Source organism: Winogradskyella sp. KYW1333, assembly GCF_003335675.1.
In the GTDB taxonomy this organism is placed as follows: Bacteria; Bacteroidota; Bacteroidia; order Flavobacteriales; family Flavobacteriaceae; genus Winogradskyella.
Genome location: NZ_QPHL01000014.1, coordinates 14,064 through 30,608 on the forward strand (window position 1 = coordinate 14,064; position 16,545 = coordinate 30,608).

17 protein-coding genes and 2 tRNA genes are annotated in these 16,545 nt (G+C 32.7%); 12 read left to right on the forward strand and 7 right to left on the reverse strand.

What is annotated here, in order from left to right:
• Positions 1 to 86: 86 nt before the first annotated feature.
• From DUZ96_RS04545 to DUZ96_RS04555, 3 genes are read left to right on the forward strand one after another with little or no spacing between them, the layout of a single operon-like run.
• Positions 87 to 932, forward strand: coding sequence for a transketolase (locus tag DUZ96_RS04545; protein WP_114300777.1), 846 nt, complete (start codon positions 87 to 89; stop codon positions 930 to 932).
• Between the two features lie 20 nt (positions 933 to 952).
• Positions 953 to 1,906: a transketolase family protein gene (locus tag DUZ96_RS04550; RefSeq protein ID WP_114300778.1), complete on the forward strand. Its 954-nt coding sequence runs from the start codon at positions 953 to 955 to the stop codon at positions 1,904 to 1,906.
• A gap of 54 nt (positions 1,907 to 1,960) precedes the next feature.
• Positions 1,961 to 2,560 (forward strand): outer membrane beta-barrel protein, encoded by a 600-nt coding sequence (locus tag DUZ96_RS04555; protein WP_114300779.1) that lies wholly within the window; start codon positions 1,961 to 1,963, stop codon positions 2,558 to 2,560.
• A gap of 69 nt (positions 2,561 to 2,629) precedes the next feature.
• Here DUZ96_RS04555 and DUZ96_RS04560 read toward each other — a convergent pair whose 3' ends face one another.
• Positions 2,630 to 3,682, reverse strand: coding sequence for an FKBP-type peptidyl-prolyl cis-trans isomerase (locus DUZ96_RS04560; protein ID WP_114300780.1), 1,053 nt, complete (start codon positions 3,680 to 3,682; stop codon positions 2,630 to 2,632).
• Positions 3,683 to 3,817: 135 nt separating this feature from the next.
• Between DUZ96_RS04560 and DUZ96_RS04565 the strand changes: the two genes are divergently transcribed.
• Genes DUZ96_RS04565 through DUZ96_RS04575 form a run of 3 tightly spaced genes read left to right on the forward strand, consistent with a single transcriptional unit; the run spans position 3,818 to position 5,268 of the window.
• Positions 3,818 to 4,186, forward strand: a complete 369-nt coding sequence (locus DUZ96_RS04565) for an RNA-binding S4 domain-containing protein (RefSeq protein ID WP_114300781.1) — start codon at positions 3,818 to 3,820, stop codon at positions 4,184 to 4,186.
• A complete protein-coding gene (locus tag DUZ96_RS04570) occupies positions 4,173 to 4,778 on the forward strand; it encodes a methyltransferase domain-containing protein (protein WP_309484645.1) in 606 nt (201 codons plus the stop codon). The genes DUZ96_RS04565 and DUZ96_RS04570 overlap by 14 nt, the downstream gene beginning before the upstream one ends.
• Positions 4,765 to 5,268, forward strand: coding sequence for a phosphoribosyltransferase family protein (locus tag DUZ96_RS04575; RefSeq protein WP_114300783.1), 504 nt, complete (start codon positions 4,765 to 4,767; stop codon positions 5,266 to 5,268). Before DUZ96_RS04570 ends, DUZ96_RS04575 begins: the two co-directional genes overlap by 14 nt.
• Here the strand turns inward: DUZ96_RS04575 and DUZ96_RS04580 are convergent.
• Entirely contained in the window at positions 5,260 to 5,781 is a 522-nt protein-coding gene (locus DUZ96_RS04580; protein ID WP_114300784.1) for a shikimate kinase, read from the reverse strand. The two genes, DUZ96_RS04575 and DUZ96_RS04580, sit on opposite strands and share 9 nt — an antisense overlap.
• Before the next feature lie 128 nt (positions 5,782 to 5,909).
• Between DUZ96_RS04580 and DUZ96_RS04585 the strand changes: the two genes are divergently transcribed.
• The 6 genes from DUZ96_RS04585 (at position 5,910) to DUZ96_RS04610 (ending at position 9,989) form a co-directional block, all read left to right on the forward strand.
• Positions 5,910 to 5,982: transfer RNA gene (locus DUZ96_RS04585), tRNA-Lys, on the forward strand.
• 52 nt (positions 5,983 to 6,034) lie between these two features.
• Positions 6,035 to 6,120: transfer RNA gene (locus DUZ96_RS04590), tRNA-Leu, on the forward strand.
• A 150-nt stretch (positions 6,121 to 6,270) separates the two neighbouring features.
• Positions 6,271 to 7,173 (forward strand): MerR family transcriptional regulator, encoded by a 903-nt coding sequence (locus DUZ96_RS04595; RefSeq protein ID WP_114300785.1) that lies wholly within the window; start codon positions 6,271 to 6,273, stop codon positions 7,171 to 7,173.
• Between the two features lie 7 nt (positions 7,174 to 7,180).
• Positions 7,181 to 8,641: an NAD(P)/FAD-dependent oxidoreductase gene (locus DUZ96_RS04600; protein WP_114300786.1), complete on the forward strand. Its 1,461-nt coding sequence runs from the start codon at positions 7,181 to 7,183 to the stop codon at positions 8,639 to 8,641.
• Positions 8,642 to 8,690: 49 nt separating this feature from the next.
• A complete protein-coding gene (locus DUZ96_RS04605; protein WP_114300787.1) occupies positions 8,691 to 9,530 on the forward strand; it encodes a phytoene/squalene synthase family protein in 840 nt (279 codons plus the stop codon).
• Between the two features lie 12 nt (positions 9,531 to 9,542).
• The gene (locus DUZ96_RS04610; RefSeq protein WP_114300788.1) at positions 9,543 to 9,989 is read left to right on the forward strand and encodes a sterol desaturase family protein; all 447 of its coding nucleotides are present in this window, start codon (positions 9,543 to 9,545) and stop codon (positions 9,987 to 9,989) included.
• Positions 9,990 to 9,992: 3 nt separating this feature from the next.
• On the opposite strand, the gene DUZ96_RS04615 is transcribed toward DUZ96_RS04610, so the two are convergent.
• The 5 genes from DUZ96_RS04615 to DUZ96_RS04640 all read right to left on the reverse strand — a co-directional run bounded on the left by DUZ96_RS04615 (position 9,993) and on the right by DUZ96_RS04640 (position 16,541).
• A complete protein-coding gene (locus tag DUZ96_RS04615; protein WP_114300789.1) occupies positions 9,993 to 10,556 on the reverse strand; it encodes a TlpA disulfide reductase family protein in 564 nt (187 codons plus the stop codon).
• A gap of 251 nt (positions 10,557 to 10,807) precedes the next feature.
• Positions 10,808 to 13,075 (reverse strand): aconitate hydratase, encoded by a 2,268-nt coding sequence (locus DUZ96_RS04625; RefSeq protein WP_114300790.1) that lies wholly within the window; start codon positions 13,073 to 13,075, stop codon positions 10,808 to 10,810.
• A 257-nt stretch (positions 13,076 to 13,332) separates the two neighbouring features.
• The gene (locus tag DUZ96_RS04630) at positions 13,333 to 14,286 is read right to left on the reverse strand and encodes a MoxR family ATPase (RefSeq protein WP_114300791.1); all 954 of its coding nucleotides are present in this window, start codon (positions 14,284 to 14,286) and stop codon (positions 13,333 to 13,335) included.
• Positions 14,287 to 14,290: 4 nt separating this feature from the next.
• Entirely contained in the window at positions 14,291 to 15,697 is a 1,407-nt protein-coding gene (locus DUZ96_RS04635) for a peptidylprolyl isomerase (protein WP_258774317.1), read from the reverse strand.
• A complete protein-coding gene (locus tag DUZ96_RS04640) occupies positions 15,690 to 16,541 on the reverse strand; it encodes a peptidyl-prolyl cis-trans isomerase (RefSeq protein ID WP_258774318.1) in 852 nt (283 codons plus the stop codon). The genes DUZ96_RS04635 and DUZ96_RS04640 overlap by 8 nt, the downstream gene beginning before the upstream one ends.
• Between the last annotated feature and the right edge of the window lie 4 nt (positions 16,542 to 16,545).

Consider the following 16,545-nt stretch of genomic DNA (forward strand, 5'->3'; position numbering starts at 1 on the left):
CAAAATCGTTAATAAGTGACCCAAAAGTGTTTTTGTAAGGCTTATGTAAAAGGTTATTTTTGTGCGATTAATTTAAGCAATATAATATGCCAAACATTAAAGCATTAAATGATTTAACTACTCAAGTTCGTAGAGATATTTTACGAATGGTACATAAGGTAAATTCAGGACATCCAGGTGGTTCGCTTGGTTGCGCCGAATTCTTTGTAGCCCTTTACCAAGAAATAATGGAGACCAAGGATGGTTTTGATATGGATGGTATAGGAGAGGATTTGTTCTTTTTATCAAATGGCCATATATCTCCTGTTTACTACAGCGTTCTTGCTAGGTCTGGTTATTTTGATGTAGACGAATTAAATACTTTTAGGTTGATAGATAGTCGTCTTCAAGGACACCCAACTACTCACGAAGGATTGCCAGGTGTAAGAATTGCATCAGGATCGTTAGGACAAGGAATGTCTGTAGCAATTGGTGCTGCAGAAGCTAAAAAACTTAACAATGATGATAATTTGGTTTTTAGTCTGCACGGTGATGGTGAATTACAGGAGGGTCAAAATTGGGAGGCAATTATGTATGCCTCTGGAAATAAAATTGATAATCTAATATCAACTATTGATGTGAACGGTCAACAAATTGATGGATCAACAGACAATGTATTGCCATTAGGAGATTTGAAGAGAAAATTTGAAGCATTTGGTTGGTCTGTTGTTGAAATTAAAGAAGGTAACAATATTGTAGCGATCCTTGATGGTATGACAATTGCAAAGTCATTAACAGGCAAGGGTAAACCTGTCTGTGTATTATTACAAACAGTAATGGGTAATGGTGTAGATTTTATGATGCATACTCATGCTTGGCATGGTAAAGCACCGAATGACGAGCAATTAGCCACTGGATTGGCTCAGAATGCCGAAACTCTAGGAGATTATTAATCATCAATCAAAAGTAAATAATGAAAACATATATTAATACAGGAAATAAAGATACAAGGTCAGGATTCGGAGCCGGATTGACAGAATTAGGTAAATCTAATGAAAATGTGGTTGCACTATGTGCAGATTTGACAGGATCCTTAAAAATGGATGAGTTTAAAGCAAACCATCCTGAGCGATTCTTCCAAGTTGGTATTGCAGAAGCTAATATGATAGGGATTGCTGCGGGAATGACTATTGGAGGCAAGATTCCTTTTACTGGTACATTCGCAAATTTCTCAACAGGCCGCGTCTATGATCAAATAAGACAAAGCATTGCATATTCTGGTAAAAATGTAAAAATTTGTGCTTCTCATGCAGGAATTACACTAGGTGAAGATGGCGCGACACACCAAATATTAGAAGACATTGGGCTTATGAAAATGTTGCCTGGAATGACTGTAATTAATACATGTGATTTTAATCAAACAAAAGCTGCAACCTTAGCTATAGCAAAATATGATGGCCCAGTTTATTTAAGATTTGGGAGGCCAAAAGTCCCAAACTTTACACCTGAGAATGGAACCTTTGAAATTGGAAAGGCCGTTAAACTGACTGAAGGTAATGATATTACTATAGTAGCTACAGGTCATTTAGTTTGGGAAGCATTAGAAGCTACCAAATCTTTAAATGAAGCTGGAATTTCTGCTGAAGTAATAAACATACATACAATTAAACCACTTGACGAAAAGGCAATTATAGAATCCGTTGAAAAAACGGGTTGTATTATTACTGCTGAAGAGCACAACTATTTAGGTGGGTTGGGTGAGAGTGTTTCAAGAGTATTAGCAAAACACAGACCAACACCTCAAGAATTTGTAGCTACAAATGATACTTTTGGTGAATCCGGAACTCCTACGCAACTAATGAATAAGTATGGTCTTAATAGTGAGGCTATAGAAAAAGCTGCAAAAAGAGTACTTACTAGAAAATAAGTTCATTTTGGCAACGTTTTTGATATTACATAACTTATCTTAAAAACGAATATTATGAAAAATTTGAAAAAAGCAGTATTCCTATCTGCATTATTGACTTTTATTGGTTTATCCGTTAACGCACAAAACGGAAGTGCCTTCGGATTTAAAGGTGGTCTAAATTACAGTGCTAATGGAGATTATTTTGAATCTATTGGTGAAAATGCAAAGAATCCTGATAGAAATGTCGGATATCATCTCGGTATTTTTTGGAAATTAGGTAATGACCTTTATTTTAGACCAGAGCTAGTATATACAGCTACAAAAAGTGATTATGATAGTAGCGAATTTTCTATAAAAAAATTAGATGCACCATTACTTGTTGGTATTAAAGTACTTGGACCATTAAGTATTTTTGCAGGACCCTCTTTGCAATATATTTTAGACACTGAATTTGATGGCATCAATATTGACGAAGTTGAAGATGATTTTACTGTAGGATTAAACTTTGGAATTGGTTTTAACTTAAATAAAATTGGTATTGATCTGCGTTATGAAAGAGGTTTCAATAATAATGAAGCAGCATTTATTGATGAAAATCTTGGGAATGGTATTGTAAGTAGAATTGACACTAGACCAGATCAATTAATACTAAGTTTGTCCATAGCTCTGTAAGAAGAAACAATAATAAAAAAAGAAAAGCCACTCATAATGAGTGGCTTTTTATTTTGTCTTTTTAAGATATTATCCTTCGTCTTCGTCTTCATTGTAATTAGTAGTTACCTCTGCATCCAAATGGTCAAAAATCCCATTATTATTTGTGTCCACCAAAGTAACTGTTTCTAATGTTATTACACCATCTTCTTCTTCCCTACTTAATTCATATTCATTTTCTCCAAATTCAGGTTCCATTTCTCCCATGTTAGTATCTATAACGTAAGTATTAGGCAATAATTCATTTATCGTAAGTACTCCATCTGCATCATCATCTAAATCAATATAATCTGGCGCGGCATCATCATCAGTGTTATCATCAAAAGGATCTAGACTACCATCATAATCTTCAATATACGAAGGAATACCATCACCATCATGATCATTTACTTGAGTTTGTAATAATTCAAATTTGAAAATTAAGTTGGAGTATGTAGGAATACCTGTTCTTGGGAATGAAAAATACCCTAGGCCAGATGGAATAAACATCATACCCATACCGTAATTATCATAACTTACAATATTGTCATTACCAATTGAAAAGCTTGTAGACACATTAAATTCTGGCATAATTCGTTGCCACCCTGTTATAGCTCCTGTACCAAAAGCAATACCATATAAATCCAAGTCTATAGGTGTACTTACTTGATCAAAAGTATTTCCACCATCAACTAAATAGCCCTCATATCTTACTCTAACCTTGTCTGTAAATTCTGGAGAATCACCTCCTCCTTGATTTAAGGTGAGATAGTAATATTCATATTCAACATCCACGTATGTTGTAGTCTTTATAATAACATCCTCAATTAACAATTTATGACCTGCTGGCACATCTTCATCCTCAAGCAACTCGGTAATTACAATTTCTTCAATCGTATGATTTGTACCCGTTTCAAAAAATTCTGAATTATAATAATGAGAATTTAAATAATTCAAAAGCGAATCTTTATCCTTGGCTTGTTGTTCTGTTCTATCTTCTTCGATAAATTCATTTTGAATAGGATCATCTTCGTCTTCACAGGCAACAAAAACCGAGACCATTACGAATAAAAAAAGGATTAATTTTAGAGATTTAAATTTCATAGAATACTAATTATCCTGGTTTTGAAATACCACAAATCAAAACTAAGGTTCATAATTGCTTTAATAACTGGCGCAAGATACAATTTTATAATATTTTTGCATCATAACATTAACGTTGTTTTTAGTTAAAAAAATATGCGTATCGATAAATATTTATGGTCTGTTAGATATTATAAAACTCGAAGTATCGCAACACAGGCGTGTAAAAAAGGACACGTTAAAGTAAATGGCAGCGTTGTAAAGGCTTCTAGAGAAATCTACGCAACGGATAAAATTGAATTACGTAGAGACCAAGTTAATTATCAATTAATTGTAAATGATTTGCCACCAAATAGAGTTGGTGCCAAACTTGTGGATATTTACAGAACTGACACTACACCTAAAGAAGCACTTGAAGCTAAGGAAATGCTAAAGTACAGCAAAGATTACTATAGAAAAAAAGGAACTGGTCGTCCTACTAAAAAAGACAGACGAGACATTGATGATTTCTATGAAAGTGAATAATTTAGACAAACAATACTGGGAGAATAGATATAAGGAAAATCAGACCGGTTGGAATATTGGTTACATCTCTACACCTATTAAATTATACATTAACCAATTAACAGATAAGTCAATAAGAATTTTAATACCAGGTGCTGGAAATAGCTACGAGGCTGAATACCTATGGCTTAACGGATTCAAAAATGTATTTGTTCTTGATATTGCAGAGCAACCACTATTTAATATAAAGAAAAGAATACCAGAATTTCCAGATAATCAATTATTACACAATGATTTTTTTAAATTGGGTGATTCTTATGATTTAATTATTGAACAAACATTTTTCTGTGCGCTTCATCCTAGTTTAAGAGAAGCTTATGTAAAATCGATTTACAGTCTTCTAAGACCAAAAGGAAAATTATCCGGATTACTTTTTGATTTTGACTTAACCGATTCTGGTCCTCCCTTTGGTGGCAGTAAAACAGAATATTTTAATTTGTTTAATAACCATTTTAATATTAGAACCTTGGAACCATCAATTAATTCCATAAAAGAAAGGCAGGGTAAAGAACTGTTTTTTATCTTTGAAAAAAAAGCCAATGCCATTAGTTAAAAATACCATATTAACTCATACAGAGATCGAGCATAAAATTAAAAGAATTGCCTATCAAATTTATGAAAGTAATGCAAACGAGTCTGAACTAGTTATTGCAGGGGTTGAAAGTAATGGGTATTTATTAGCAAGGAAAATTAAAACTCAATTAGACAAAATATCTGATATTAAATCAATTCTTTGTAAAGTTACTATTGATAAGTCAAATCCATTAAATCAAATAAATACTTCATTGGAACCTAAAGACTACACGAACAAATCGATTGTTTTAATTGATGATGTTTTAAATTCAGGTAGCACTTTAATTTATGGTATTAAACACTTCCTAGACGTCCCTTTAGAACAATTTAAAACTGCAGTTTTAGTTAATAGAAATCATAAAAAATTTCCAGTAAAGGCAGATTTTAAAGGTATATCTCTCTCTACTTCATTATTTGAACACGTGCATGTAAATCTCAGTAAAAAGCCATACGAAGCTTACTTAGATTAAGGCAAGCAATATTGTTTCTGTAATATCTTTAACTGTTTTTTCTTCTGCTTCAAGAATATGATTAGCCTTAGAGTAATATTGAACTCGTTCAAATAAGTGTTTACCAACAAATTCTTGAAGTTTTTCTATATTTTCTAAATGGCTTATTAAAGGCCTATTATCCTTTTGGTTAAACAGCCTTTTACTTAAATAAGGAATTGATAATTTAAGATAAAACGAAATTACATTTTCATCATTTTCAATTAATTCAAGGTTATAAGAATAACATGGTGTACCTCCACCTAAAGCAAGAACGACTTTGTTTTCTTGAGATAAAATTTCTTTCAAGTATTGGCTTTCAATTTTTCTAAAGTAAATTTCTCCCTTATCACTAAATATAGTAGCAATTGTTCTGTTTTCTTTTTTAATTATGTAGTTATCTAAATCAATAAAATCATAGTCTAATACAGATGCCAATTGTTTTCCAATTGTAGATTTACCAGAACCCATATATCCCATTAAAACTATAATCATTGCGCTTATAAATTGATAATTAAACTACTTGTATTTTACTTAACAAAAAAACAAAAATTAAAGTTAAAAATGTATTGTTTTATTAATTAATCATTTTATATTTGCACCCTCGTAAGAGAAAAATTAATGACCGGGTAGCTCAGTTGGTAGAGCATCTCCCTTTTAAGGAGAGGGTCCTGGGTTCGAGCCCCAGCCCGGTCACAAAGTTAAGCCTAAAGCTTAACTTTTTTTTTATATTTACTTTACATTATTTGCGCACGTGGCGGAATTGGTAGACGCGCTGGCTTGAGGGGCCAGTGACCGTTTTAGGTCGTGGAAGTTCGAGTCTTCTCGTGCGCACTTCTCTAAAATCCTTATTAAATTTTACACTTTGTTAACTAACAGCCTAAATTTCTGGTAGCTACCATCTTTTTTTTACTTAATTTTTGTTAATTCTCACTCACGGTAAGAGTTATTAATGTATTTTTGTTTAAACATTTTTGATAAAAAATGAACAATATTAAGAATAGATTTAGTATTAAGGATCTTGAAAATCTTACCGGTATTAAGGCACATACTATTAGGATATGGGAAAAGCGATATAATCTACTTAAGCCCAAACGCACTGAAACAAATATTAGGTATTATGATTTAGCAAGTTTTCAAAAATTGTTAAATGTCAGTTATTTGAATAACAATGGTTACAAAATATCTAAAATTGCTACGATAGACGAATATAAAATTCCTCCTTTAGTAAGGGAAATTGCATCTCAAAGCAATATAGAAAATCATGCAATTAATTCCTTCAAATTATCAATGCTGAATTTTGATCAGACTTTATTTTATAATACTTATGAGTCTTTATTAAAAGAAAAGGCATTCGACGAAATTTTTTATGAAATCTTCATACCCTTATTAACAGAAATAGGGTTACTCTGGCAAACAGATACTATCACACCTGCTCATGAGCATTTCTTAACATCATTGCTACGTCAAAAAATATTGATCAATACTGAAAAGGTACAATCTCAACAAATAAATAATTCAAAAAAGGCTTTTGTACTTTATTTGCCTGAAAACGAGATACATGAACTAGGACTTATGTTTATCAATCATGAGTTGGTAAATAGGGGTTATCAATCTATCTTTTTAGGTTTTAGCGTTCCAATGGATAGTTTATTGGACCTTCAGAATTATTACGAAGAAATAATTTACATCTCATACTTCACGGTAAAACCAGAAAAAGCGGATATAAATAATTATATAAAAGATTTTGAAAAACTTCTAATTAATAATGGAAGTAATACGAAACTTTGGATTTTAGGTCAAATGCTTAACGCCTTAGATTTGGAAAACCTTCCAGAAGGCGTTACAGCATTTAAGAATATTAAATCATTAACAGACAATCTTTAGATAATAAATGGGTAAGACAATTTCAATAATTGGCTCTGGTTTCTCGGCTCTATCTGCAGCATGCTATTTGGCACAAGGAGGACATGATGTGTCTATTTATGAAAAAAATAGTACCGTTGGAGGAAGAGCAAGACAATTAGAGAAAGATGGATTTGTGTTTGATATTGGCCCAAGTTGGTATTGGATGCCGGATATTTTCGAGAAATTCTTCAATGATTTTGGAAAATCTACAGGTGATTATTATCAACTCGATAAATTGAGTCCGGCTTATAAGATTTTCTTTTCAGATGAAGTAATAACTATTGGTGACCATATGGATCAAATTTGTGAGGAATTTGAGCGTATAGAACCTGGTAGCTCTAAACCCTTAAGGAAATTTATTTTACAAGCACAAGAACATTATGATATCGCCATAAATAAAGTTGTTCTAAAACCTGGTATTTCGCCATTTGAACTTGTTACTAAAGAAACAGTCACTCGTGTGGATCGTTTTTTCAAAACAATAAGTTCAGAGGTTCGTAAGAATTTCAAAAATCCCAAACTCATTTCAACACTTGAATTTCCTGTACTCTTTTTAGGAGCAAAGCCAAGTCAGACACCCTCATTCTACAGTTTTATGAATTTTGCGGATTTTGGTCTTGGTACTTGGCATCCTAAGGGTGGAATGTATGAAATCATAAAAGCTATTAAGGCCCTTGCCGAAAGTTTGGGTGTCACAATAAATACGAATTGCAATGTTGAATTGATAAATGTTGAAAATGACAAAGTTTCTGGTATTATAGTTAATGGCGAAAATATTAAATCTGATGTAGTATTAAGCGGTGCCGATTATCACCATTCAGAAACATTACTAGATCAAAAATACAGACAGTACAGTGAGGCTTATTGGGAAAAACGCACATTTGCACCATCCTCCCTTCTATTCTATGTTGGTTTTGATAAAAAGCTTAATAATATAGAGCATCATAATCTATTTTTTGATACTAATTTTGAAACACATGCCGAGAATATATATGATGACCCTCAATGGCCAGAAAACCCGCTGTTTTATGTCAATTTCCCGTCGGTTACTGATAAAACTATGGCACCTGATGGATGTGAAACTGGCTTTTTCTTAATCCCAATAGCACCTGGGTTAGAAGACACACCTGAATTAAGGGAACAGTATTTCGACATTATTATAAGTCGTTTTGAAAATCTAACAAACCAAAAGGTTCAGAGTAGCATACTATTTAAAGAATCATTCTGTGTTAATGATTTTGTAAGTGAATACAATTCTTACAAGGGCAATGCCTACGGTATGGCTAATACCTTGATGCAAACTGCCTTTTTAAGACCAAAATTAAAGAGTAAAAAAGTTGATAGCCTATACTTTACAGGACAATTAACCGTACCAGGACCAGGAGTACCACCATCACTTATATCAGGTAAGCTAGTAGCCGAGTTAATAAATAAAAAAGAAAAATAGTTCAATATTTGAAAAGGATTTTATAAATTCAAAGGCACAAACGTAAATCATGAAATCAATTTTTGACAATGTATCAAAGGAATGCAGTAAAATGGTTACCAACGCCTACAGTACTTCATTCTCAATGGCTACCAAAATGTTATCTGACAATATTAGACAAGACATTTATAATATTTATGGATTTGTTCGTTTTGCTGACGAAATTGTTGATACATTTCATGATTATGACAAAGAAAAGTTATTCGAAAGGTTTGCTCAGGATTTGGAAAATGCGTTAAAAGATAAAATCAGCCTCAATCCAATATTAAACTCATTTCAAGAGACATATCATAAATACAACATTGACAAACATTTGGTTGATGCATTTATGCACAGTATGGAACTAGATCTCTATAAAAAAGATTATTTAACAGAACAAGAATATCGTGATTATATTTATGGGTCAGCTGATGTTGTTGGTTTGATGTGCCTAAAGGTTTTTGTTAAAGGAGATAATGAGAAGTACAACAAATTAAAAGATTCTGCAATGAGCTTGGGGTCTGCATTCCAAAAAGTTAATTTCTTAAGAGACCTTAAAGCGGATTTTGAAGATTTAAGCAGAACTTATTTTCCAAACACAGATTTAAACCAATTAGACGAGAAATCTAAGAAGGCAATAATAGATGATATAGAAAGTGATTTCACCAAAGGTCTAGAAGGCATAAAACGACTACCCTTAGAGGCTAGATTTGGTGTGTTTATGGCTTACAGATATTACAATAAACTACTGCAGAAATTAAAAAACACTCCAGCACTAGAAATTAAGTCTACTAGAATAAGAGTACCAAACTATAAAAAGATTGAATTACTTACTCGTAGTTACGTAAAATATCAATTAAATTTAATCTAAAATTTAATATACATGCAAATTGTTTTCTGGATATTAATCTTTTTAGGAACATTTTTTATAATGGAATTTAATGCATGGTTTACGCATAAATATATTATGCATGGATTTTTGTGGAATTTGCATAAGGACCACCATCATAAAGATCATGACAGTTGGTTTGAACGAAATGATGTCTTTTTTATGTTTTATGCCGTTGTAAGTATGACTTGCTTTTATTTATGGAGCGAGGAACAGTTATGGTATTGCTTACCGATTGGTGTTGGTATAATGGCCTATGGGTTAGCATATTTCATTGTTCATGACATTTTTATACATCAACGATTTAAGTGGTTTAGAAATATTGATAATAAATATGCTAGAGGCGTTAGACGTGCACATAAAATTCATCACAAGCATCTAGGTAAGGGAAATGGTGAAAACTTTGGGATGCTTATTATACCAAAAAAATATTTTAAATAATATTTATTCTTTGAGCAACTTATTTAGTTGTTCTTTTACTGTTTCACTATACCAATTAATCGCTCCTTTTTCGTCAACAATGATTTCGCCGTTTTTATCTATTATAAAAGTTCGTGGAATAGATCTGGTAACTAGTTCTTCAGGAATTTCATTTACAGGATTAAAAACTTTGAAGGAATAACTATTTCTATCTTTAAATTTCTCAACAGTGATTAAGTCATCATTGGTTATATACAAAAATACAACTGACTCATTATACTCATTATAGAGTTGATCTAAACTTTTCATTTCTGCGATGCACGGAGGACACCAAGTTGCCCAAAAATTTATGAATACAACCTTTCCTTTTAAGTCCAATAGATTTAATTGATCTCCAGTATCTGAAATCAATCTCCAGTTTTGATAAGTAATCTTGCGTCTGTTCGCCTTTTCAATCATAGTTGATTGATTGATAAAACTCAATCCTTTATGCAAAACAATTTGTATCTGTTGCCTTATCTTAGGAATCAGTAATAGTGCAATTACACTAACGAATAAAATATTTCTTTTGGTGAGTTTGTTCTTCATGCTTTAAATTTAAACAGAACTTTTATAAATTCTCATTTGTTTAAAATTGAAATTAATAAAACGTTCTTCTTTTAGTTCATTCATAAGTATATTCAAGGCAGGTCTAGAAAAACCAATCAATGGAGCTATATCTTTTTATGTATATGGGTAATTGATTATGTGTACGCCATATTTTTAATTCCCTAAAACAAGCATAAAAAAACTCTCAGCAATACTGAGAGTTTATATTTATGTAAATTTAAATAGTATATTTAAGCGTTTTGCTTTTTAATTAAATTTAAAGCAGAACCTTCTTTATACCATTCAATTTGAGCGTTATTATATGTATGATTTAATGCAATAACATCTTTACTACCATCTGCATGAACTACCTCTAGGTTTATTTGCTTTTCTGGAGCAAATTCATTTAAATCTAGGAAATTGAAAGTATCATCTTCCTGGATTAAATCATAGTCGGCCTCATTAGCAAAAGTCAAACCTAACATACCTTGTTTCTTAAGATTTGTTTCGTGGATACGTGCAAATGATTTTACAATTACAGCTGCAACACCTAGATGTCTTGGTTGCATTGCTGCATGTTCTCTAGACGAACCTTCACCATAATTGTGATCACCAACTACTACAGACCATATTTCATTTTTCTTATAATTACGCTGCGTATCAGGAACTCCGCCATATTCACCAGTCAATTGATTTTTTACAAAGTTGGTTTTCTTATTAAAAGCGTTTACCGCTCCAATTAATGTATTATTTGCGATATTATCTAAATGTCCTCTGAAACGTAACCATGGGCCTGCCATTGAAATATGATCCGTCGTACACTTTCCAAAAGCCTTTATTAACAATTTTGCACCAGTAATTGATTCTCCGATTGGTGTAAATGGGGTTAACAATTGTAACCTTTCTGAAGTAGGGTTAACATTAATTTCTACACCACTACCATCAGTTACTGGTTCTAAGTAACCATTTTCCTTTACATCAAATCCTTTAGGAGGTAATTCCCATCCTGTTGGTTCATCTAGCATCACCTCTTCACCATTTTCATTGATCAGCTTATCTTTCATTGGATTAAAATCTAATCGTCCTGCAATTGCAATTGCTGCAGTAAGCTCTGGTGACGCTACAAACGCGTGTGTATTTGGATTACCATCTGCACGTTTAGCGAAATTTCTATTGAAAGAATGTACTATGCTATTTTTTGGTGCATTTTTAGGATCACTATATCTCGCCCACTGTCCAATACATGGCCCACATGCGTTCGTAAATATCTTAGCGTCTAATTTTTCAAATACATCTAAAATACCGTCACGCTCGGCTGTATATCTCACCTGTTCTGAACCTGGATTAATTCCAAATTCTGCTTTAGTTTTTAGTCCTTTATCTAATGCTTGTTGCGCTATTGACGAAGCTCTAGATAAATCCTCATAGGAAGAGTTTGTACAAGATCCTATTAATCCCCATTCTACCTTTATTGGCCAATCATTACTTTTAGCCTTGTCTGTCATATCAGATCCAACAGCCGTTGAAAGGTCTGGTGTAAATGGACCATTTAATAAAGGTCCTAATTCTGAGAGATTTATATCAATAACCTGATCAAAATACTGCTCTGGATTTGCATAGACTTCAGCATCTGCCGTCAAATAATCTTTTATTTTATTAGCTTCATCTGCCACATCTGATCTGTCAGTTGCTCTTAAGTAACGTTCCATAGAAACGTCATAGCCAAAAGTAGATGTTGTCGCACCTATTTCTGCTCCCATATTACAAATAGTACCTTTTCCTGTACAAGACATTGACAAAGCACCTGGACCAAAATATTCTACGATTGCCCCTGTCCCACCTTTTACAGTTAGTATTTCTGCAACTTTAAGTATTACGTCCTTTGGTGCTGTCCAACCAGATAACTTACCGGTTAATCTAACACCAATAAGTTTTGGAAACTTTAATTCCCAAGCCATACCAGCCATTACATCTACTGCATCTGCACCACCAACTCCAATAGCTACCATTCCTAAACCACCAGCATTTACCGTGTGAGAATCTGTACCTATCATCATACCACCTGGAAAAGCATAATTTTCTAAAACTACTTGATGGATAATACCAGCACCTGGTTTCCAGAATCCTATTCCATACTTGTTTGATACAGATTCTAAAAAGTTAAATACTTCACTACTTGTATTGTTGGCATGTTTTAAATCTGTCGCTGCACCATCCTTTGCTTGTATTAAGTGATCACAATGAACAGTTGTAGGCACAGCAACCTTTGGCTTACCAGCTTGCATAAACTGAAGCAAAGCCATTTGCGCTGTTGCATCCTGACATGCTACACGGTCTGGAGCAAAATCAACATAATCTTTACCACGAGTAAACGCAGTTGAAGGTTTCCCATCCCACAAGTGAGAATATAATATCTTTTCTGAAAGAGTTAATGGTTTACCAACAATATCTCTAGCAGCATCTACTCGCTCAGTCATATTGGTATAAACCTTTTTAATCATATCAATGTCAAAAGCCATATAGTATATTTAAAGGTTGATAATTCATTTTTAGCAGCACAAAATTACGAATTTTACCGTATTTTTAAAAGTATGTAACAAAATTGCATTTTTACTAAATATAATTCATAATTAAATAAAAATAATAGGGATATATTAAGTTATATACAATGAAATTGTTATTGTTATAATAATTTAACAAAAATAGCTATTTAGAATAAGTTTGAATAAGATTCAATAGACAAAACCCACAATTAATTGAACAATTTTCTGAGATCTTAAAACAGGCTTTCAATTATTTTTTCATCAGTTATTCCTTCGGCTTCTGCTTTATAATTTTTGATTATACGGTGCCTTAAAATACCTGTTGCCACAGATTGAACATTTTCAATATCCGGTGATAATTTACCAGTTGTAGCCGCGTGAGTTTTAGCTGCTAAAATTAAGTTTTGAGATGCTCTAGGACCTGCACCCCAATCAACAAACTCATTTACAATAGAAGCTGCAGTCTCCGTATTAGGTCTTGTTTTTGAGACTAAAGATACCGCGTATTCTATAACATTATCAGCAACTGGAATGCGTCTTATCACTTGCTGGAAGTCTATGATTTCTCGAGCAGTGAATAACGAATCAACTGTTTGTTGAATATCAGTAGTTGTAGTTTTTACCACCTCAACTTCTTCATTAAATGATGGATACTTTAAATTAATCGCGAACATAAAACGATCTAATTGAGCTTCGGGCAACGGATAGGTTCCTTCTTGTTCTATTGGGTTTTGTGTTGCTAATACAAAATAAGGTAAATTCAGTTGATATCTGTGTCCTGCCACTGTCACCGCACGTTCTTGCATGGCTTCAAGCAAAGCTGCTTGTGTTTTAGGAGGAGTTCTATTTATTTCATCCGCTAGAATAATATTTGCGAAAATCGGACCCTTGATGAATTTAAAATGTCTATTCTCATCTAATATTTCACTACCAAGAATATCACTCGGCATTAGATCTGGAGTGAATTGTATACGCTTAAAATCTAATCCTAAGGCTTGGGCAATTGTATTCACCATTAATGTTTTTGCCAATCCCGGAACTCCAATAAGAAGAGAGTGACCTCCAGAAAAAATTGAAATTAATATCTGATCTACAACATCTTCTTGCCCTATAATTGCCTTAGCAATCTCTTTTTTTAGAGCACTATACTTTTTTACGAAGTTTTCGATTAATGTAACATCAGACATAAACTTATTCTTTTAACCAGTTACTCTGAAAATCACAACCTCTATACTCACCATTAATTTTGATATAGGTATTTCGTATGGTCTCTCTTTGCCAAACTTCAATAGCTTTTACTTGTTTGTCTTGTAGTGCGAGATCTTTAATTTTAAGATAGTCTCTTGCAAAGTCAGCTTTGTGATCATCAATTCTGTCTGTGACAGTCATTATTTTAAACTTTATTCTGTTAATCCTGTCCTCATCCTGAATCACTGGGCTAATTTCATCATCTTTTAAACCTTGTACTTGAGAATACAATTCTGGCTCCATCCTTGTTAATTCAAAATTAAAATCTTGAGTAGTAGGATTAGTTAATTGACCTCCTTCAAATTTGGTTTCTTTTTCATCACTAAACTCTCTTGCTGCATCAGCAAAAGTAACGAGACCATTACTTATTTTTTCTCTTACATCTTTTATTTCATCTTTTGCTTTTTGAATGGCATCTTCAGTTAATTCCGGTCTTAAAAGGATATGCCTTACTTCATATTCTTGTCCTCTCACCTTTTCAAGATAAATGATATGAAATCCGAAATCAGTTTCAAATGGTTCTGAAATTTCTCCCTCTTGAAGATTAAAAGCTACGTCTCTAAATTCCTTAACCATTCTAGGACGTTTACGATTCATTGTTGGTAACAAACCTCCATTGTTTTTAGATCCACTATCTTCTGAATAAAATAAAGCTTTGGTTGTAAAACTTGCACCATTCTCCTCTACGTCTTTCTTAAACCCGTTTAGCCTATCAATTACAGCTTGTTTTGCCTCTTCAGTTACCTCAGGAATTACGACAATCTGCGCTAGTTTTAACTCCGTACCAAACGTTGGTATTTCTTCTTCTGGAATTTCATTAAAAAAGGTTCTCACCTCTTCTGGAGTAATCTCAATATCGCGTATCACTTTATCCTGCATTTCTTTGGCTAAGTATGCATTTTTGTTAATCTCATACATCTCCTCTCGTAATGCTTCTTCTGAGTCTTTTTTGTAAAAGTTCAAAAGACCATTCATATCTCCTTTAGTCTGAGCCAATATACCTTCAATTTGCTGGTCAACTAATGATTGTATATAGAGCTCGTTTACTATAATACTATCTTGAATCGCTTGGTGCGCATATAATTTACTTTCTAAAAGACTACCAAAAAGTTCACATCTAGTAACCCCTTCTAAATCTGCTCCTTGTGCTTTAAGCTGAGCAATTTCTCTATCTAAATCAGATTCTAATACAATGAATTCTCCAACTACCGCTGCAACACCATCTGCTTTAATCCGCGTTTTATTAAGTATTGTATCCTTTTTAACCTTTGGTTTTTCGTCCTCAATAATTTCTTGGGCAAAACTTAAATTGAAACAAAATAAGCATACTAGGACTAGTGCTTTATTCATAAATTTCAAACTGTTTATTTTTAATGGCATCTTTTGTAATATCTTTTTCAAGTTGCTTTATTAGCTCTAATTTCCGCTTGTTTATAACGATTTGTTCTATAGAACTACTAACGTATTCGAGTGGTGCATAATTATTCTGAATTCTTACATCTTTCACCTGCATCAAATATAGGTTTATTGAATCTTTGAGTTGTATAAAATTAGATTTTTTTAACAGTTGGTTTTTATTTTGAGAATTTACAACAGGTACTTTATCTGCTACCTGAGAATACTTAACCCACATTGAATCATTTAAGGAATAAGCTTTAAACTGAACTGATATTGAATCTAAGTAACGTTTATCATCATTATTGAAACGTTTAAACCTTTTTCTTATGGTATCTAAATCGATAGGGTTTTGTGGAAGACTTAAGTATCTAAGCTGAAGCAAATCATCGTTTAACTTAAATGATTCTTTATTGGCTTCATAAAACAATTCTGCTTCTTGTTTTGGAACAATAGTATCTATATTCTTTTTTACTAATGCATCGAGATAGGCTTTAGTATATAAATCCGTTTTGTATTGATCTACTAATTTGGTAAACGACTGTTGTTTTGATTTGTTTAAATTTAACATGGCACCATCCATCAATAATAATTGGGAAGCCCATCTATTAATATATTGATTAACAATCAAAGCGCTATCCGCACTCGATGCACCTTCTGGAACCAAATCCGTTATATCATTCTTATAAAGATAAACATCATTTACACGAGCAACTGCACCTTCTTCATCGGCCTTCTTAAAAAAGTCACAACCAACAAACAAAAACAAAACAATGATTATTAACGAAAAGTGTTTCAAGTCA